This is a genomic window from Parvularcula mediterranea (genome assembly GCF_013085255.1).
GTDB classification, from domain to species: Bacteria; Pseudomonadota; Alphaproteobacteria; order Caulobacterales; family Parvularculaceae; genus Parvularcula; species Parvularcula mediterranea.
Genome location: NZ_JABFCX010000003.1, coordinates 835,105 through 854,110 on the forward strand (window position 1 = coordinate 835,105; position 19,006 = coordinate 854,110).

A 19,006-nucleotide genomic window follows, 5' to 3' on the forward strand; every position below is an offset into this window, starting at 1 on the left:
CTTAGCCGCTGAAAATGTCGGCAATCGTCTGCGCCACGAAATCTGGTCGTTCGTAGAGGGCCAGCTGGGCAAGGCCATCCATCCTGACCGCGCGGCACGAGGGGTTGGCCGAACAGAATGCTTCGACAGGCTCCATCGGCATGAAGTCATGCTCACTGCCGTGAATGAAGGTCCACGGGGGCGATCCCTCCAACAGGTCTCCCTCCCAGTCCGAGGTCCACCGCCCGATATCCCAGGCGATCTGGTCTGAGTTTTCGAAGCAGTAGGCGATGAGATCCCTGGTGATCTGCCAGTAGCGGGGTTCTTCTGTCAGCTTCCGGTCGCGGGGGCTGTCGTTGAAGAAGTACTCGACCGTCCGCTTCTCACCCACGAGCCCGCTCTCGAAGAGACCTTTGGCCACGCGGTAGCCGAGCCTGAGGGCTGCAGGGGAAAGGTGAGCCGCCTTGAAGCTCCGCCGCATGGGCCGCGAAGCGCTACCGAAGGCTTCGGGAGCTTGCGGGGCGCCGGTGGAAATGAGGACCGTACCCTGAAAATTCGTCCGGTCGCGGATCTCCTTGGCCGCCTCTGCTGCGAGGATCCCCCCTTCCCTGTGACCGGCGATGACCAAGGGCTGGTCACGCCTCAAGGGAATAGCTTCGAGCAGGTACCGCGCGAGGCTGGCGCCGTTTTGCGCGCTGTCATCATGCCGGGAGGAACCGCCATGCCCCGGGCGATGGGGAGCAATGATGCGGAGCCCGCGATCAGCCACGGCTTCGCGCCATCGTTCATCCTCCCACGGAAGACTTGATGTCGTGAGGTACAGGACGAGCTTTCCGTCAGGAGCGCCATAGGTCGAAACCGCAAGCTTCCGGCCGTCGCGCAGTGTGTGCTCCTTGGTGGAGAATGCGCCGCTGGCCCTCCCCGTGCTGATCGCAGGCGCATCGGCTGACGAACCAACAAGGAAACGCAGGCGTGCGACAAGGAAGAGAAGACCAGACTGCTTGTGCTCACCGGTTTTGGTCTGAACCGATTTGAGCTGGGACCTGATGGTCTCGGGACTCTTTCCCGCTTCCGATGCGATTTCCGCGACCGCTTTACCTTCGCTCAGCAAGCGGACGACATTTATCTCCGCCGGGGTCAGGGAGAACCGCGTTTTCAGAGCTTCGCTCAGGCTTGGCGACCAGGCGGTGGCTTCGAACTGAACCAGCACGAGCGGCCCGGGTGATCTTCGTGTGGGGATCGTGCTGACACTGACGATCAAGCTGCCGCCCTCGGGCGCGGCAAGAACATGAAGCCGCTGGTCCGGCGAAGGTGGCCACTGGTCCTCGAAGCTCCCGGCAAGCTCGTCGCCGAGCCCATGCTCCTGCTGCGCCTCACGCCCGGCTTCATTGCCGGCAAGCACCCTGCCATCCGCGCCCAGCAGCAGCGCCGGCGCAGGGATGAGCTTGAGGATGGCCTGGGGCTCAAACGCAGGGTCGAGCCGTGGGTCGTGCGCGAGGTCCTCAGCCCGCTTGAAGTGCTGACCAAGATCCTCCGTGGTCAGCCTTTCATCGGGAAGGCCGAGCGCGTCTTCCCACGCATCCATGAGCGCTTCAAAACTCTCAGGATCGAGCGCTGCATCATAGGCAACCTGGATCAACCTGCTGATCAGCTGGTCGCTTTTCTGGCGGTCGTCGGCTTGAGGCGAGGTTTTCACCCCGCCTAGCCATCACATCCCGCGCCGGAGCGCAACGGGACTAAGCTCCGCGGCGACGGAACCCGAGGACACCAAGCCCGCTCAGGAGTAGGAGAGCAGCACCCGGGACCGGGACTTCGGTCGACGACAGGAACGCAGGATCCGAGGCCGCCAGCGACAGGCCATCGGTGGTCAGGAAGCTGATATAGCCGGTGTTGCCGAAATTGCTGGAGGCGAAACCCGTCCCCTGAGGGTTCACCGCGCTGACAATCGCGAAGCTCAGCATAAGGGTGATCCGCTGGCCATCATTGGCGCCGATCGACACCGAGAGCAGCTCGTCCACATCGAGGATTGGCTCCGGCGGAATGGAGCTGCCATTCACCGACGTATCAAGCGATCCGTTCACGTACTGATTGACAGCCGAGAACGTGTCCGAGACCGTCTCGAGGCGAGGATTGAAACGCGACGCCTGGATCGTCGAGCGGACGTTGGTGGAGCCTGCATCACTCAAGGCTGTCAGGAGGCCATCGAAGGCAAACTGGAAGGTCGCCGTCCCCGACCCGCTGGCGATGAAGGTCTCGGTGATGGTCAGCGAGACGGACGAGCGCGCATCATTCCGGCGATTGGGATTGGTGTCGAGGTCTGCGCTGGTCTCAGCTTTCAGGACCCCGGTCACGGGATCGAACGTCAGGTCCACCGCAGCGGTAGCCGCGCCGTCCGTGGCTTCGAGACTTTCGCTGATCGGTCCATTGATCGTACCGCTCAGGCCGGTGATCCCCCCACCAACGCTGGCGTCCGCATTCTCCCGGTCATTGGCCGCGGCCCGCACGCTCCCCGTGATGGTCGCCGCTTCAGCTGCGCCGAGCATCACGGCGATGGCTGCCGTTGCTTTCAATAGTCGCTTCATCTCATCCCCCGTCTTGAGTCACGAATTTGGCATCTTCGTTTTCGGGGGCTTACGGCGGATTGCCCATCACCCGTTTGGGTGAAATCGGAGCTCTGGACCCGATTATTCGCCGGGCGTGGGTGCCATATTGTAGATCACCTTGGAAATGGTCAGGCCGCCGGCATCGGTGCGCTCTAGGAGGATCAGGTTCTTCGTCTCGAAGCGGAAGACATCGTCCGACCCCTCAGGCCCGGCCGAACCAACAACCCTGCCCTGCACGACGACAAGGTCATCGAAGCTTTCAAGCTCGACGATCTCGTGGGTCGTCCTGAGGTCAACACCCACCCCGACGGTCGAGAGATGCGCGCGAAGGGCTTCGGTGCCCCGGTGCTCACGCTCCCCGGGGACAAGGATGACGGCGTCGTCTGCATAGTTGGCGAGCTGCGCTTCGACGCTCAGTGTACGGTCGTCGAGATCGGAGAGAATTGCAAGGGCAGCCTCGCGGTCTGCTTCAGGGACGACTGGAGCACTGCACGCTGAAAGCGCACCAGCCACAAGCGCCAAGGTCCAAACGATTCTCTTCATATCCGCCCCCATTCGTTGACGGAGGGTCATACCAGAAGGAGCAGCCGCTGGCAGCCCGAGCCCGTCGCAGATCTCAGGCTTCCATCGCTTTTCGGATATTGTCGATAATCCGGGAGGCCCGGCCCAGCACCTCGTCAGGGGTCAGTTTCGAGGTGTCGATGATCTCCGCCTCGGCCGCTGGTTTGAGAGGGGCCTCTTCGCGGTTCTGGTCGCGCTCGTCACGGCGCTTCAGCTCTGCGAGCGTGTTTTCGAAGGTCACGCTCTGGTCCTGCACGCGCAGCTCTTCATAGCGGCGCTTGGCGCGCTCCTCGGCACTGGCGGTGATGAAGAACTTCACCGTGGCATCGGGGAAGATGACCGTCCCGATGTCGCGCCCGTCGAGCACAGCACCGGGAGGGGTGAGGCCAAAGCTCCGCTGGAAATCGAAGAGCGCCTTGCGCACCCCTTCATGGACAGCGACGAGGCTCGCGCCGCGTCCAACCGTCGGGGTCCTGAGATCAGCCGTGCCGAGAGCTTCGGGGTCGAAAGCTCGCGCGACTTCCGCCGCAGCCTCGGCATCCCTTGGATCCAGGTCATCACGCAGCATCAGCCACGCCACACCCCGATAGAGCGTACCGGTGTCGAGGTGCTTCAGCCCATAGAGGTTTGCGAGCCGCCGGGAGAGCGTCCCCTTCCCACTGGCCGCGGGTCCGTCGATCGCGATGATAAGAGGCTTGCCCATCGGCCGCGCTTATCCGGGGTTCGCGGGCTTGAGGCAAGATCAAACACCGGCAGTCAGCGTCTCGGGGGCCTTGCAACCTCCGAGCGAACCGCACCGTGGAAATACAGGTTGTCGCAGCGTGTGGTTAACCAATATCACAATAGCGTTAGAATTCGGGGAACCGCTATGAAGAATGCCGTAATCTCAGCCGTCGTGGGCCTAGCCGCCCTCGGCACCGCCAATGCCGCCATCGTCGACCAAGGCGCAACCACCGTCGGAGGCGGCGGGGGTATCGAGCTGGTCTCAGGCGGTAACGCTATCTTGCAGGCGAATGGCCTCTACAGTTCTCAGACCACGACGCCTGCGTCCGACTGGGTCTGGACCGACAATGGCGACCAGACCACGACGTGGACGTTCACCTTCGACCTTACTGGCTTCGATAAATCCACAGCCGTGCTTTCGGGCCTTTGGGGTGTCGACAATACGGGCACGATCGACCTGAACGGTACGCAGATCGCAAACCTACCGGTGGTCACAACGGCCAACTTCACGAGCCTGATCAGCTACAGCACATCCGATAGCTCGCTGTTCAACATGGGCATGAATGTTCTAACCTTCGTCCTCTCCGACGCAGGTGGCCCCGAAGCCTTCAGGGCAACAGCGACCGTCGAAGCCGACACGTCGGCCATTCCGGTTCCGGCGGCACTGCCGCTGTTCCTCGCTGGACTTGCTGTCGTCGCCCGCAAGCGCCGCAAGTAGTCCTTGGAGGAAGCTCCATCAAACATGAAAACGGCGCCCCTCGGGCGCCGTTTTTTTATTGCGCCTCGCCCGATACCCAGCGGCCGTTGATCATCGTCGCCACAGCCCGCGCTTGCGAGGGGCCTGCGAACGGGTCGCCCTCGAAGATTGAGAGATCCGCAGCGAACCCAGGCGCAAGCGTGCCGATGGAACCGCCCCGACCGATCGACAGGGCGGGCGAGGTGGTGAAGAGCGCGAGCGCCTCGGCGCGGCTGAGCGCTTCCTCGGGATGCCAGCCTTCGCCGGAGAAGCCTTCGAGGTCCTGCCGCACATGGGCTGCGTAAAGCTCGATCCGAGGGTCACCCTGCTCCACAGGAGCGTCCGAGCCGAAGACGATCAGCGTGCCCTCGCCCGCCAGGCTGTTCCACGCATAGGCGCCGCGTAGGCGCTCCATGCCCAGCCTCTCGGGCGCGAAGTGGAGGTCACCGATAGCGTGGCTCGGCTGCATCGAGGCGATGACCCCGGTGCTCGCAAAGCGGTCAAGGTCGACCGGGTCGACGATCTGGGCGTGCTCGATCCGCAGGACGGCCTTGGGGAAGTCCTCGCGAAGCTCTCCGTACCAGGAGAGAATGTCGTCATTGGCCTGATCACCGATGGCGTGGGTCGTGATCTGGAGGCCGTTCGATGCCGCCTCGCGATAGACCCCCATCGCATCATCTTTGGTGAGGAGGCGCAGTCCAATCGTGGCAGGCTCATCAGAGTACGGCTCTTTAAGGAGAGCACCGCGCGAGCCGAGAGCGCCATCGGCATAGAACTTGACGCCGAGGTTGCAGACGAGGCCCGTCGCGTCGCAACCCGGCCCCTCCTCGATCACCGTTCCCATCGCATCACGGGTGACGAAATTGGCAACCCGCAGTGGAAGCTCGCCGGCTGCTGCCAGCTCCTTGAGGAGCGGCAGGTCCTCTCCGTCCACGGACATGTTATGCACCGAGGTCCAGCCGCGGGAGGCATAGGTCTCCGCGCCGAGGCGCAAGGCTTCCCGGCGGCGCTCGACGTCCAGCTCAGGCATAAGCGGCATCACAAGATCCATCGCATAGTCGATAAGATAGCCCGTCGCCTGACCGTCGGCGTCCCGCACGATGCGCCCGCCCTCAGGATCCTCCGTGTCGGCATCAATTCCTGCCGCCTCGAGCGTTGCCGTGTTCACCGCCATGGCGTGGCCGTCCGCACGGGTCAGGAGAACGGGACGGTCGCTGACGATTTCATCAAGGTCACGGCGGTCGAGGGCCCTGCCTTCCGGCCAACCCGTCTCAATCCAGCCCCTGCCGATGATCGCGCCCTCGGGCTGCTCCTCGGCAGTTCTTGCGAGCGCCCGTTTCACGTCCTCGACAGACCGTGCGCTGTCGAGGTTCAGGGTCATTTCCCTGAGGCCGATCCCGAGAAGGTGCACATGGCTGTCCGTGAGGCCGGGGAATGCCGTCTGGTCATCCGCGAGGCGAGTACGGCATGTGGCGGGTACGGACGGCATGTCGCTCGCCTTGCCAACCTCGCGCACCTTACCGCGCGCGATGGCGACCGCCTCATGGGTGCCGGTGGGCAGTTCGATCCGCCCTTCGATCACACGGAAATCGCATTCCGTCTGCATGGTGAGCATCAGCATGAGCGCGAGCATGGCGTCTCTCCTTAAAGGGCCGCTCCCACGGCATCGTCGATTGTCTTGAAGCCTTCAGCCTTGAGGAGCTGAGGAAGTTCTTCGAGCATGCGCGTGACGAGGCCAGGGCCCTGGTAAATCAGCGCGGTGTAGAGTTGGACGGCAGAGGCGCCGTTCTTGATTTTGGTGAAGGCGTCCTCGGCCGAGGTGATCCCGCCCACGCCGATGAGGGGCAAGCGGCCGCCCAGTTCGTTAGCGAAGTCCCGCAGAACCTCCGTGGACATCTCAAAGAGAGGCTTTCCCGAAAGCCCGCCCTTTTCTGCGGCGTCAGAGCTCTTCAGCCCATCGCGCGAGAGGGTCGTGTTCGAGACGATCATGCCATCGACCCCGCTTTCGAGCGCAGCCGCAGCAATGTCAGCCTTGTCCTCGTCGGTCAGGTCCGGCGCGACCTTGACGAAGACAGGCTTGGACGTCGTCCGGGCAGCGATCACGCGGGAGAGAAGTCCAGCAAGCGCCTCACGCCCCTGCAGGTCACGAAGACCCTCCGTGTTCGGAGAGCTGACATTCACGGTCAGGAAGGAGACATCGTGCTCAAGCGCCTTGAGACTCGTCACATAGTCGCCGGCCCGGTCTTCACTGTCTTTGTTGGCACCGAGATTGATCCCGACGACACCGGGCTTCCCAGCCCTCGCCTTAAGACGTGCACCGATGGTCTGGAGGCCGTCATTGTTGAAGCCGTAGCGGTTGATGACCGCATCATCCTCACGCAGCCTGAAGACCCGCGGGGAGGGATTGCCCGGCTGGGGCCTAGGGGTGACAGCACCCACCTCGGCAAAGCCGAAACCCATGGCGAGCAGCGCGTCAGGAACCTCAGCATTCTTGTCGAACCCCGCAGCGATGCCGATAGGGTTCGGAAGGTCCATACCCGCAATTCGCGTCCTGAGCGCCGGGTCGACAAGGCCATGGTAGCGCGGGGCAAAAGGAGACTTCAGCCCACGGATCGTAGCTTTATGCGCCTCCTCAGGAGGCAGCAGCGTCAGCGCCTTCGTGGCCAGATCGCCAAACACGGCCGCCCGCCTCAGGCTGCGGAACCGACGCGGCGCCTGCGCTTGATGGCGCTCGCTGCACGTCGTTCGATATGCTGGAAGACGAGGTCCGCCACGTCCTTCTTTGAACTGGCCTCAATGCCCTCAAGACCGGGGCTCGAATTGACCTCGAGCACCTTGGGACCCGTTTCAGAGCGCAGGAGATCGACGCCGGCGAACCCGAGGCCGAGGGACTTGGCAGCCTTCAGCGCCACTTCACGCTCTTCCTTTGAGATTTTGACCAGCTGCGCCGTGCCGCCCTGGTGGAGGTTCGAGCGGAACTCTCCGGGTGCGGCCGTTCTCTTCATCGAAGCAACGACCTTTCCGCCAATGACGAGGCAGCGAATATCTTCGCCGTTCGCTTCTTTCACGAATTGCTGGACAAGGAAGTCAGCCTTCAGATTACGGAAGGCCGAGATCACCGACTCAGCGGCCTTCTTGGTCTCCGCAAGGACGACGCCCTTGCCTTGGGTCGATTCAAGGAGCTTCAGGATGATAGGCGGTGTACCCATCAGTTTGATCAAGCTATCCGTATCCTTGGGCGACGAGGCAAACGCCGTAACCGGCATGCCAATCCCGTCCCGCGCGAGGATCTGGTGGGCATAGAGCTTGTCACGGCTCGCAAGGATCGCATCGGAGCGGTTTATGCAGTAGGCGCCCGTCGTCTCGAACTGCCTGACCACAGCTGTTCCGTATGCGGTGATCGACGAGCCAATCCGCGGGATCACCGCATCATAGCTTGGCAGCGCCTTGCCGTCGTAGTGCACCTCGGGCTTCTCGGCATTGATCAGCATGTAGCAGCGGGACGTATCGATTGGCTCGACCACGTGGCCGCGCGCCTCACCAGCTTCGATCAGCCTCCGCGAGGAATAGATCTTCGGCTCCTTGGTCAGGACCGCGATCCTCAGTGCACGTTTCTGCGGCGCGCGATTGATCAGCTTGTCGTAGGCATCATAGCTGAGCTCAGGCTGCCTGTGGCTCTCCGTGGGCACCACCGTCGGCGCACCGCCGGGGAAAGCTTCCAGTGCCTGACGGCCGAGCAGCATGTGATAGGCCATGCCCCCACGATCACTCAGTGTCAGGAGGATTGGCCAGCTCTCTTCGCCGAATTGGATCTTGGTCTCAATCGTCCAGCGCCGTTCGGTCTCACCGTTTGACGACGTAACGTCGCGGCGGTCGAGGACGTCTGCGGAGCAATAGACTTCGAAGTCAGGCCGCTCCGGGATCGGATGGACGCCGAAGCGCACTTTCGGCTTACTGGACGGCCCGAAGGGCTCAACCGAGAAAGCGTGCAGGGCTGACGTCTTCGCGCCCGTATCGACCTTCGCCTTGATCGCCGGCAGCCCGAGCGCCGGAAGGGCGATCCACTCTTCCCAACCGAGCTCCAAGGTCAAACCGGCGCCTCCATGGTCATGTGGCGTGCCCGGGCGGCATGCTCGATGGCTGCAGCACCCTCATCGGTGACACCCAGCTTCTCGCGGACGAGTTCAAGGATGCGGATCTCTTCGAGGTTCAGGCTCTCATCGGCGGTCACGACATCGACCACGGCAGCGTAAGCCGTCTCGATCAGATGCTCGGGCAGCGCTGCGTGCGCCGCGTCGATGACCTTGTGAAGACCGCCGTCAGAACCCATCAGCTGGCCAGCCTGCTCGGCGTGGGCAACGAGTTCTTCCTCGTGCTGCTGGGTGAAGACCGGGAAAGTCCTGACCACCCGGCCAATGGTCCTGAGCTCGGAAGGGTTGATGGAGCCGTCGACTGCGGACGCCATGATCATCAGATAGATGATCGCCTCCTGAGGCGTAAGATTGGGAGGTGTCGTCGCCATACCGGGGCTCCTTCGCAAGCACGTCTTTTCGCCTGAGGCCCTATCCAGTGGCGGGGCGGGGCGTCAACGCACAGTGCTGACACAAGCGAGGGATCAGCGCTCTGCCGTTGCCTCACGGATGGCCTTGGCCCTGTCTTTCAGCCCGGGATGCGAGGAGAGCCACGAGCTTTTCTCATCCGCGTCAGCGCCGGTGAGGGCCTCGAGCGCTTCAAGGAGCGCCATCGGGTCGAGGCCTGCAGCGGCAGCCAGCTGCGCACCGGTACGGTCCGCCTCCCGCTCGCTCCGGCGCGACACGGAGAGGTTGGAGAGCACCGCGCCCTGAACCACCGCATCCTCGGCCAGCGCCGAAAGGTCCCCTCCGAGAAAGAGGATCAGAGCCCCCACCCCTGCGGAGCGGTAGAGGGCATAAAGCCCGTGCCTATGGTGCACATGGGCGATCTCATGGGCGAGCACCGCCGCGACCATCTCGTCCTCTTCGAGCACGTCGAGAAGATCATCGGTGACCACGACCTGTCCGCCGGGCAGCGCGAGGGCATTGGGACCAATCGCTGGCGCGTGGCGGAAGTCGAGCCTGAAGACGACATCTTCCCGTGCCCAGGGCTGGTTTTCGTAGGCAGAAACCAGCTCAGCGAACGCCTCCTGGAGAGCTTCACGGCGGCTCTCATCGGCCTCGGTTTCGCGGAACAGGGTGGCGTCGAGGCTCCGCATGGAACCCGCTGCGATGGCTCGCTCCGCCTCCTGCGGCGTGCGGTCGACCGCAGCCTGGGTGGCTGCTGGTAGGCCAAAGACCGTGATCCCGATGAGGGAGACGACCACGAACACGACCGCGACGAGGATCGCTGGAAGGCTGCCTTCGAGCGCTGACAGCGCGCCTCTGCCAAAGCCGCCGAACGCCCTGTCGATACCGTCATTGTCGTCGGTCTCGAACGTCCAGCTTCCTATCATCTCGACCCTTCGCGGGACCGAGCCGAGACGCGCGGAGATCGCGACATCGCCCCGCGCCTCTTCTGCGAGAACGGGTCCGCCGCCAGCCTCCGCGATCCTGACGAGCTTCCGCTCTACGGTCAGGCGGGCAGGCACAGGGGTGCCTGAACCTGCCCGGTAGAACTTGCCAGCGACCGGCGTGATGTCAGAGGCCGATGCCAATATCGATGCCTTCCATGTCGACATATTCTTCGCCGATGACGCCCTGGGTTTCTTTCACGCTTTCGACGAACTGGTCGAGCGGGCCGCCCGGGATGACGAACGTGTTCTCGGCAAGGAACCGGCTGAGCCTGATCCGTGCCCACGGGATGAGGAAGCCCAAGGAGACAGCGACCGCAATGAGGTTCGAGAAGATGATCCACGCGTACTTGCGCTTGGAAACCGTGCTGTCGAACCGGTGGTTCCCGTCGAGGACAAGCTCGCGGAACACGATGTTCCGTACACCGGCGCGGTAGACGTAGATCAGGAGCGCTGCCGCAAGCATCATGAAGTAGGCTGGGATGATCGCAGCAATCACGCTCGCAGGCAGGGTGTCGCCCTCAAGGCCGGCTTGGCTGGACGCGATGATGGGGCCCACGATCAGCGCGAGCGCCCCTACGTACAGAAGAACGCCGACGACAAAGACCCCGCCGAAGAGGCCATAGAGCTTGCCGAGCGGCACTTGGACGTCAAACCCGCGGTCGCCGAAGCTGAAGCGCTTGTAGGCCCATTCCTGCGTCCACTTTGTGACCACCGGAATGCCGAGGCCGAGGGTCACCACCGAAAGGATCGGCGCCAAGTACATGATGACGAAGGTCGGCCAGTAATCCGTGCGGAAATCGAAACCGACATTCCGCCAGCGCGTCACGCGCGACTGGAACCTCAGCGCCCGGCTAATGAGCCACGGGAAGAGGAAGAAGAAAACAATGAGCAGCGCCACACCGGCCTCGGGCACATACTGGGCGAGGACGTTGAAAGCGACCAGCACGGCGAAAACGATGAGCCGCGCGATGAGGATCTGCATCGGCTTGGCCGCATAGTGGAAAGCGTCGCCATCAAGCCGGGTCGAGCCGTAGAAGTAGCGGTTCGTCCTGACCTTCGCCCACGCCGAATAGACCCCGAGGGTCGCGATCGTAAGGAGGAGATTGACGATCCAGATGCCGAAATACTCGCCGGCCTTGCCGTGAAACTCGAAGGGAAGTCGTGCCTCGGAGGCGTGCGGCTGCTCGCTCTCCGCAGTGGTGGAAGTGTCTGTCATGGATGCTCTGCCCTGCTGTCCTGTGACCCTGCTACCTGCAGTTCTTCTCCTAAGACAATGCTTCCCTTTCCAGTTTTATCACTGCGCAGATGGTCGAGGCCTCGCGATGCCACCAAGGAACTCTCTTCGTCAGCCTAGAAATGATCGCAAGCGGTGGAGGTGACAAAGCCGGGCCACAAGCTTACCTCGCCGCAATGAACGCGAGCGCTCCCACCTCCCCCGCCGAGACCCGCACGGGCTTTCTCTCTGCGCTTCTCTGCTATTTCTGGTGGGGTGCGCTGCTGCCGGTCTTCCTGATCGCGCTGAAGTCCGTACCGGCGGATCAGGTGCTCGTGCACAGGATCGTCTGGTCGGTCCCCTTCGGCGCGCTAATCATCATCTTCCGCAAGCAGATCCCCGAGGTCGCCCGCGCCCTGCGCCAGCCCAAGGTGATGCTCGCCATGCTGGGCAGCTCGGCGATGATCGCGGTGAACTGGCTGATCTATATCATCGCCGTTCAGAACGAGCGTCTCTTCGAGGCAGCGCTCGGCTACTACATCAACCCGCTGGTCTACGTCCTCGTGGGGGTCGTGCTGCTGGGCGAGAAGCTTAGCGTGGCCAAACAGGTCGCCGTCGGCCTCGCGACCGTGGGCGTTGCGATCCTGACCGTCTACGGCGGGCAGTTCCCGACGGTCTCACTCATCCTAGCGGTGACCTTCACGGCCTATGGTCTCTTGAGGAAGCTGACGCCCATCGGCGCGATGCCGGGCCTCTTTATCGAAACGCTGATCCTCACCCCTGTTGCCCTCGGCTGGCTCTTCTTCGGGCCGGTTCAGGAAACGGCCTTCGGCCAGGACCTGGGGCTGACAGCGCTTCTGGTCGCTGCGGGCCCGATGACGGTCATCCCGCTTCTCGCCTTCGCTATTGCGGCGAGGAGGCTGCCGCTCTCGGTGATCGGATTTCTCCAATTCATCGGCCCTACGCTGCAATTTCTCGTGGGGCTTCTTGCGGGCGAGGCGTTCACGCGGCCACACCAGCTCTGCTTTGCGTTTATCTGGACAGCCGTCGCGGTCTTCGCCTTCGACTCGATCAGGTCGGCGCGGAAGAAACCTGCGGTGGAGGGGTAAAGGTCGGCGGGGCACCTTGAGGGGGAACGAGGGGAGCGGCACCCCGCCTGAGGCTACCGAAGCAGCCCTCGAAAAAGCAAATGGCAGAGAATTCGCGAGATTGAACCCCCCAAGGCCCCGTATTTGCTTACATGTCGGTTAGCGCCGCGAGGACCGGAATCTCCGTTCGCGCGCCGGTTGCAAGGTTAAGGAGTAACACCCGCTGTTCGCCCTCGGGGCCCTCGATCAGGAAAAGAGCTTTTCCGTCAGAGTGGCTCACGTGAGACACTTTCTCGCCGACCTGAAGTTCGATAGCCGAGATGTCACTTTGTTGCGTGACAGCCGGTCGCGTGACAAGCAGAGTTATCAACACTGCAGTCCCGCCGAGCAGCAAAAGGCCAAGCCCAAGGGCAATGGCCTTGGCGACGCCAACGGGAATGGGTGAAGCGGGCATTTCTGGCGAATCGGTCATGGCCCGCATTTGACAGAAGGCTCCGAGATTTGCACGGGGCGCACGGTGAGAGATCCTATCCATATGACCGCCCTGGAAGGCACCGGCGAGCGCATCGACCGCTGGCTGGCCGAACGTACGGACTATTCCCGTACCCAAGTGAAGAACCTCATCAAGGAAGGGGCTTTGACGTTGAGCGGGGAGGCCATGACCGACCCGACCCACAAGATCGCCGAAGGCGACGAGATCGCGCTGGTCCCTCCCCCGGTGAAAGACGCCGACCCAGAGGCCGAGGACATCCCCCTCGATGTCCTCTTCGAGGACGAACATCTCATTGCGCTGAACAAACCCGCAGGGCTCGTCGTGCACCCAGCAGCGGGCAATTGGTCAGGCACGCTGGTCAACGCTCTCCTCCACCATTGCAAGGACTCGCTCTCTGGCATCGGCGGCGTGGCGAGGCCGGGGATCGTCCACCGGCTCGACAAGGACACGTCCGGCGTCATGGTCGTCGCCAAGAATGACGAGGCCCACAGGGGCCTGAGGAGGCTTTTCTCCGTGCACGATATTGAGCGCAGCTACCTCGCGCTCATCCATGCCGACCCTCGCCCCGCGTCAGGGACCATCGACATCCCCATCGCGCGGTCCAAATCCAACCGGCTGAAGCGCGAGCTCGACATGAACTTTAGCCGCCCCGACGCCCGCGAGGCGGTGACCCACTACAAGCGTCTGGAGGCCTATGGCGAAGGCCGGGGCAAGGTGGCTGGTGAGCCAGTCGCAAGCCTTGTTCAGTGTACGCTGGAGACAGGCCGCACCCACCAGATCCGCGTCCACCTCTCAGGCACCGGGCACCCCCTCATCGGTGACAGGCTCTACGGCAAATCGGGTGTCGCAGGCCTTCAGGGTGCTGACGATATCACCGTGGCTGCACGGGAAGCTGTGCGCAGCTTCTCGAGGCAGGCGCTCCACGCAGCCATCCTTGGCTTCGAGCACCCCGTCACCGGTGACGACCTGCGCTTTGAAAGCGAACCGCCTCAAGACTTCCAGGACCTCCGCGCCGCACTCCGCGCGCTCTGACGAAAGGCTCGAACCATGGCGAAGAAAATGGGCAAGAAGGAGCGCCAGCAACGCGCCGAAGGCTTCTTCATGATCATGGGCGGCATCGTCCTGTGCCTCCCCGGCGTCTTCTATGGCCTCCAGGCCTGGCCCTTCATCCTCGGCGGGGTCATCCTCATCCCCCTCGGCATCTGGCGCCGCAGCTCGGCGATGCGCTGACAGATCGCCGCAGCTGCGTGGCGCACGCGAGCTAGCGCCATGATCGGTCATGAAAGAGCTGATGTTATCGCATATCGGGCTATTGATTTGCTTGAATTAACCATGTCTGCTCCCCGCAATTGGGGGTGAAATCATGGCACGCGAGACCCGAAGACGGGTGCTCGACTGGGCCGGCCTCCAGATAAACGAGGAGGTATCCCGGAAATGAAACGCACATTCCTTATCGCCGGAGCGGTCGTGACCGCTTTGGCGTCAGCGTCCGCCACGACGCTTGAAAAGCTGACCTTCAAGGAGGCTGTGAAAGCCGCCGAAAGCGCTGTCGTCGCCCGCGCGCTCAGCTCGTCCGTCGTCAGCGAAGAGGGCCAGACCTACACGGAGACGACCTTCGAGATCACCAGCGCTGCCTTCGGCGAGCCTGGCTCGACCGTCACCCTGCGCTTCCCCGGTGGCCAGCTGAGCGGCACACTCGTCCCGATGGGCGAAGTCAGCGCCGGCAGCCCCACCTTCTTCGAAGGCTCTGAGAGCCTTCTCCTCATCGACGAGACAGACGACGGTTCCGCAGTCGTCGGCTTCAACCAGGGGATCTACCCCGTTCTCGGTAATGGCATGGTCGCGCTCCCGCGCGAGCAGGGCGGCATGATGTCCGTCTCCGATGCCTTCACCGTCATCAACGAAGCCCGCACCGCAGCCGAAGACAGCCCGGAAACTCCGTAAGCTGACGTCTCTCTTCGAATAGGATTTGATCGTACAATGAAAAAACTTCTTATGCTCACGGCCGCGGCTGCCACACTCGGCAGCACGGCCATGGCCCAGGGTGGCCGCCAGCTCGACATCATCGCGCTCCCGACCGCTGTCGTGGATGTCCGTGGTGACACGTTCCTGCAGCGCGAAACCGTTCCGATCTTCTGGGACGAACGCTGCGCCTCGGTGGAATACACCCTCAACACCGCAGGCCTGCCGAACCAATTCATCGGTGGGCCGACGGTTTCGCAGGCTGATACAGTTGCTGCGATCCAGGCAGGTCTTGACCGCTGGAACGACAACCCCGCCTCCTATATCGAGATGAACATCACCTCGGAGCGCAATCTTGGCTTCAAAACTCGCGCAGGCGGTGACTTCATCAACGAGGTGACCTTCCTCACGGCCTCGAACTTCACTGCGCTCGCCTCCTCACCGTCGACGTCGCTCCTTGCGGACTCCGTCTTCAACCCCGGCGACGACCTCAATGGTGACGGCAACTCCGACGTCTTCGACCCGGCAGTCGAAGGCAGGAACACCTGCTTCGACGCTGACGGTGACGGCGACATCGAATTCCCGGCAGGTTTCTACCGTGCAGGGACGATTCTCGACAATGACGTCCAGTTCAACATCGGCGTCCTCTGGGAGACATTCCCGACGAACACTGGCGGCGTGGACATCGACGCAGTTTCGACCCACGAGTTCGGCCACAGCCACGGGCACAGCCACACCTCGCTGAACCAGATCTCGTTCACCGATGGCAGCAGCACCACAATGTTCCCGTTCATCGACGCGAACGATGCGCAATCGGAGCTGACGACCCGGACGCCGCATACGGATGACCTCGCCCTGTCGGCCTTCATCTACCCCGAGGGCAGCTCGGACGAAGGCATCGCAGCGCTCCAGCCCGGCGATATTTCTTTCGAGGCCGTCTATGATGTCATCGAAGGCAGCGTCGTCCGCGACGGCGTCAATGTCTCGGGCGCAGCCATCACCGCGATCGACGAGAACGGTGAGCGCCAGGTGACCGGCATTTCCGGCCGCGCCCTCGTATTCGAAAGCGCAACCGGTGCCCTCAACATCTTCTCGCCGGAAAGCTTCCCGACCGGCGACTTCGAGATGGCTGTTCCGAAGGGGACCTACACCTTCGAACTGCAGGCCCTGGACGGCACACCCTTCGCGGCAAACCGTGTGTCGACCAACGCCAACATTGGCTTCATCCTCGGCCAGCAGGACTTCCCCCAGGAGCTCTTCGACAAGAACCAGGAGAGCGACACCGAGGTGAAGCCAGCCAAGTCAAAGGCCGTTCGTTCAGGCGACAGCCTCGCCAAGGCCATCGACTTCGTCACCAACCGAGAGGACACCGTTCGGAACCATGACGGTGCTCTGGACTTTGGCGGCTTCAACCTCGTCGGCGTCACCAGCGTGCAGTATGCTGAACGCTTTGCAGGCGCTGACGTGCTCGCAGCACTCGACGCCAACCAGGCGCTGGTGAGCGGAAACATCCTCACCGGCACCTTCGATGCGAGCGAGCCCGTCCGGTTCGACCGCGTCACTCTCTCCCTCGGCAAGGACGACGGCGAAGGCGGATTGGTCTTCGAGCGTGAGCTCAAGACTGTCGAAGGCCCGCTTGGCGAAGACGGCGACTACGTCACCGCAGTCTTCAACGGCGCCAAAGGCCTCGCGAAGAAGATCGAGCAGGCTCTCAAGAAAGACCCGAGCCTCGATGTGATCCTCGTGATCGAAGCCGACGCGCTTCAGATCGGTGCATCCGGTCAACCTCCGGCACAGGTCCGTCTCGACACCAGCGCTGCCGGGACGTCCTACGTTTCCTTCAACGGTGCTGAACTGAGCTCCATCGGCCTGACCAACATGATGGAACTGCGGTTCGTGCCGAACTAATCGGCATCCTAGAAGTATAGAGAGGGCGGCGCAGGCACCTGCGCCGCCCTTTTTCATGCCCTTCAGCCAAACTGAGCCAAGGGGTTCCAATCTGGCCGATGCGTCACCATATCCGTGAAGACGACGAATGAGCGCTTGTGTTCATTATCAAGCGTAAGACGTGGGAACATCATTCATGGCCGGTAATGCCCTCACCACCACAAGCGGTGCGCCGCTGACGCCTGAAGGCGGTCTCAGCCGCTATCTCTCGGAAATCCGGAAGTTTCCGATGCTCGAGAAGAACCAGGAATACATGCTCGCCAAGCGTTTCCTGGAGCATGACGACCCGGATGCGGCGAAGCAGCTGATCACCTCGCACCTGCGCCTCGTGGCCAAGATCGCCATGGGCTATAGAGGCTACGGCCTGCCCACCGGCGAGGTCATCTCCGAGGGCAATGTCGGCCTCATGCAGGCGGTGAAGAAGTTCGACCCTGAGAAGGGCTTCCGCCTCTCCACCTACGCCATGTGGTGGATCAGGGCCGCGATCCAGGAATACATCCTGCGCTCCTGGTCCCTCGTGAAGATCGGCACCACGGCGGCCCAGAAGAAGCTTTTCTTCAACCTGCGCAAGATCAAGGGCCAGATCGATGCCGTCGACGAGGGCGACCTCAAGCCTGAGGAAGTCGATTTCATCGCCACCAAGCTCGGCGTCAGCGAGGACGACGTCGTCTCGATGAACCGCCGCATGGCGGGCGGCGACAACTCCCTCAACTCGCCCATGCGCGGCGATGGCGAAGGCACCGCCGAATGGCAGGACTGGCTCGTCGACGAGAACGCCGTCAACGCCGAGGCCCAGCTTGCCAAGGACGACGAGTTCGACACGCGGATGGAGCTCCTCCAAACCGCCATGGGCGAGCTCAACGAGCGCGAGCAGCACATCCTCCAGGAACGTCGGCTCACGGAGGATCCCAAGACCCTCGAAGAGCTCTCTGGCGAGTACGGAGTATCCCGCGAACGCATCCGCCAGATCGAGGTCCGCGCCTTCGAGAAGCTCCAAAAGGCCATGAAGAAGCTCGACAAGCAAATGCGCCAGGGCACTGCTAAAGCCGGTTAGCTTTGTCTCACGGCGCGCGGCGCCTCCGACGGGGCGGCCCGACCGGCCGGCGCCCGGTCGGGCGCTTGGGCGCCTAGCGCGCTCGCAGGTCAGTCGAGCACGGTGTAGGCGTAGACCACGCGGTTCATTTCCCTGAGGAGGCGATTGCTCTGGGTTGCGACCTTGGCCATCTCCTCGTCGGTGGGCAGGGATCCGTCGATGGCAGCCGTGTAAATCGGCGCAAGGCCGCGGTAGATTGCATCCACTTTTCCAAGCCCAACCGCGGCGATGCCCTTAGGCTGCAGCATTCCGTCTGTACCGCCTTGGAGCGAGGCGTGTGAGGTCTCAAACGTTGCCGCTGTCTGCATAAGGGCTTTGCGATTGACGTCCGCCCCCTGCCCAGCCTTCACGAAGCAGAGCTCCTTCGCAGCCTTCTGGGAGAGCATCCGCTGGCGTCCGGCAACGTTGATCGTCCGCCCCCTGACAGGCTCGACATTCCCGCCAAGTGCATGAACCGTCTCTATCAAGCTGACGGCGTCATTCATCCGCTTGAGGAGCGCGTTACTCTGCTGGCCGAGGCTTTCGAGACTGGCGAGCTCTGCACTCCCTTGAGAGAGGACCTCTTCGACAGCACCGGAGAAGGGCAGCCAAAGGGCCTCGACGTCGGCAAGCAGCTCAAGCACCCGCTCATCACGCTCAGGCAGAAGCCCTAGCTCCGGGTCTCCATCCTTCAGTCCCCGGAGAACCTGTCGAAAGGCAGCATGGGCCGAACGGAGCTCTTCGAGCGCCTCTTTCGCACCCGTATCGATCGCGATCATGCAGGAAGCCTTCGCCATCTTCTGGGACAGCATGCGCTGGCGGCCAGCAAGGTTGATCCTGGCCCGCCCGTCCTGGCTCACGGCGGCAGTGTCGAGAGATGCACCCGAAGCGCTCATCATAAAAGGTGTAAAAATGGCAGTAGCAATAATATCTAACACGGATTATCTCGCAGCTTTCCCCCGGAGCCACACAAAGGCTCTCTTGGTAAAGCGACGACTACCGATTAGTCTAAAATTAGATGAGAGCGGCAAACAAATGTCCGCACACCCTCTGTCTTTATCATAAGCGAAGGCTCTGATTGAGAATCCTCCGAAAGCAGACA

General features: G+C 62.6%; 19 protein-coding genes. 7 read left to right on the forward strand and 12 right to left on the reverse strand.

Features of this window, described 5'->3' with window-relative positions; genetic code table 11:
* Position 1 precedes the first annotated feature (1 nt).
* The 4 genes from HK107_RS12810 to cmk all read right to left on the reverse strand — a co-directional run bounded on the left by HK107_RS12810 (position 2) and on the right by cmk (position 3,846).
* Entirely contained in the window at positions 2-1,675 is a 1,674-nt protein-coding gene (locus tag HK107_RS12810; RefSeq protein WP_173200401.1) for an alpha/beta fold hydrolase, read from the reverse strand.
* 40 nt (positions 1,676-1,715) lie between these two features.
* Positions 1,716-2,561, reverse strand: a complete 846-nt coding sequence (locus tag HK107_RS12815; protein ID WP_173200403.1) for a hypothetical protein — start codon at positions 2,559-2,561, stop codon at positions 1,716-1,718.
* Positions 2,562-2,663: 102 nt separating this feature from the next.
* Positions 2,664-3,125: a YybH family protein gene (locus HK107_RS12820; RefSeq protein WP_173200405.1), complete on the reverse strand. Its 462-nt coding sequence runs from the start codon at positions 3,123-3,125 to the stop codon at positions 2,664-2,666.
* A 73-nt stretch (positions 3,126-3,198) separates the two neighbouring features.
* Positions 3,199-3,846 (reverse strand): (d)CMP kinase, encoded by a 648-nt coding sequence (gene cmk / locus HK107_RS12825; protein WP_173200407.1) that lies wholly within the window; start codon positions 3,844-3,846, stop codon positions 3,199-3,201.
* A 165-nt stretch (positions 3,847-4,011) separates the two neighbouring features.
* Here cmk and HK107_RS12830 point away from each other — a divergent pair, with 165 nt between their 5' ends.
* Positions 4,012-4,584, forward strand: coding sequence for an MYXO-CTERM sorting domain-containing protein (locus tag HK107_RS12830; protein WP_173200409.1), 573 nt, complete (start codon positions 4,012-4,014; stop codon positions 4,582-4,584).
* Between the two features lie 55 nt (positions 4,585-4,639).
* Here HK107_RS12830 and HK107_RS12835 read toward each other — a convergent pair whose 3' ends face one another.
* The 6 genes from HK107_RS12835 to HK107_RS12860 all read right to left on the reverse strand — a co-directional run bounded on the left by HK107_RS12835 (position 4,640) and on the right by HK107_RS12860 (position 11,345).
* Positions 4,640-6,235, reverse strand: a complete 1,596-nt coding sequence (locus HK107_RS12835) for an amidohydrolase (protein WP_173200411.1) — start codon at positions 6,233-6,235, stop codon at positions 4,640-4,642.
* Between the two features lie 11 nt (positions 6,236-6,246).
* Positions 6,247-7,281, reverse strand: coding sequence for a quinone-dependent dihydroorotate dehydrogenase (locus HK107_RS12840; RefSeq protein ID WP_173200413.1), 1,035 nt, complete (start codon positions 7,279-7,281; stop codon positions 6,247-6,249).
* Between the two features lie 11 nt (positions 7,282-7,292).
* Positions 7,293-8,693, reverse strand: coding sequence for a 30S ribosomal protein S6--L-glutamate ligase (gene rimK / locus HK107_RS12845; protein WP_173200415.1), 1,401 nt, complete (start codon positions 8,691-8,693; stop codon positions 7,293-7,295).
* A complete protein-coding gene (locus HK107_RS12850; protein WP_173200417.1) occupies positions 8,690-9,124 on the reverse strand; it encodes a tellurite resistance TerB family protein in 435 nt (144 codons plus the stop codon). Before HK107_RS12850 ends, rimK begins: the two co-directional genes overlap by 4 nt.
* Positions 9,125-9,217: 93 nt before the next feature.
* On the reverse strand, positions 9,218-10,270 hold the full coding sequence (locus tag HK107_RS12855) for a M48 family metallopeptidase (protein ID WP_173200419.1): 1,053 nt from the start codon (positions 10,268-10,270) through the stop codon (positions 9,218-9,220).
* The gene (locus HK107_RS12860; RefSeq protein ID WP_173200421.1) at positions 10,254-11,345 is read right to left on the reverse strand and encodes a YjgN family protein; all 1,092 of its coding nucleotides are present in this window, start codon (positions 11,343-11,345) and stop codon (positions 10,254-10,256) included. The genes HK107_RS12855 and HK107_RS12860 overlap by 17 nt, the downstream gene beginning before the upstream one ends.
* Positions 11,346-11,539: 194 nt before the next feature.
* On the opposite strand from HK107_RS12860, the gene rarD reads away from it, so the two are divergent.
* Positions 11,540-12,451, forward strand: a complete 912-nt coding sequence (gene rarD / locus HK107_RS12865; protein WP_173200423.1) for an EamA family transporter RarD — start codon at positions 11,540-11,542, stop codon at positions 12,449-12,451.
* 127 nt (positions 12,452-12,578) lie between these two features.
* Here rarD and HK107_RS12870 read toward each other — a convergent pair whose 3' ends face one another.
* Positions 12,579-12,902 carry a hypothetical protein gene (locus tag HK107_RS12870; protein WP_173200425.1) on the reverse strand — a complete coding sequence of 108 codons (324 nt, stop codon included), beginning with the start codon at positions 12,900-12,902 and terminating at the stop codon, positions 12,579-12,581.
* Positions 12,903-12,965: 63 nt separating this feature from the next.
* Here HK107_RS12870 and HK107_RS12875 point away from each other — a divergent pair, with 63 nt between their 5' ends.
* The 5 genes from HK107_RS12875 (at position 12,966) to rpoH (ending at position 17,886) form a co-directional block, all read left to right on the forward strand.
* Positions 12,966-13,955, forward strand: a complete 990-nt coding sequence (locus HK107_RS12875; protein WP_173200427.1) for an RluA family pseudouridine synthase — start codon at positions 12,966-12,968, stop codon at positions 13,953-13,955.
* Between the two features lie 15 nt (positions 13,956-13,970).
* Entirely contained in the window at positions 13,971-14,153 is a 183-nt protein-coding gene (locus tag HK107_RS12880) for a hypothetical protein (protein ID WP_173200429.1), read from the forward strand.
* Positions 14,154-14,357: 204 nt separating this feature from the next.
* Positions 14,358-14,867: a hypothetical protein gene (locus HK107_RS12885; protein ID WP_173200431.1), complete on the forward strand. Its 510-nt coding sequence runs from the start codon at positions 14,358-14,360 to the stop codon at positions 14,865-14,867.
* A 36-nt stretch (positions 14,868-14,903) separates the two neighbouring features.
* Positions 14,904-16,793, forward strand: a complete 1,890-nt coding sequence (locus HK107_RS12890) for a zinc metalloprotease (protein WP_173200433.1) — start codon at positions 14,904-14,906, stop codon at positions 16,791-16,793.
* Between the two features lie 175 nt (positions 16,794-16,968).
* On the forward strand, positions 16,969-17,886 hold the full coding sequence (gene rpoH, locus HK107_RS12895; protein ID WP_173200435.1) for an RNA polymerase sigma factor RpoH: 918 nt from the start codon (positions 16,969-16,971) through the stop codon (positions 17,884-17,886).
* Positions 17,887-17,975: 89 nt separating this feature from the next.
* Here the strand turns inward: rpoH and HK107_RS12900 are convergent, their stop codons facing one another.
* Complete coding sequence (locus HK107_RS12900; RefSeq protein ID WP_173200437.1) at positions 17,976-18,800, reverse strand: type IV pili methyl-accepting chemotaxis transducer N-terminal domain-containing protein; 825 nt, start codon at positions 18,798-18,800, stop codon at positions 17,976-17,978.
* Between the last annotated feature and the right edge of the window lie 206 nt (positions 18,801-19,006).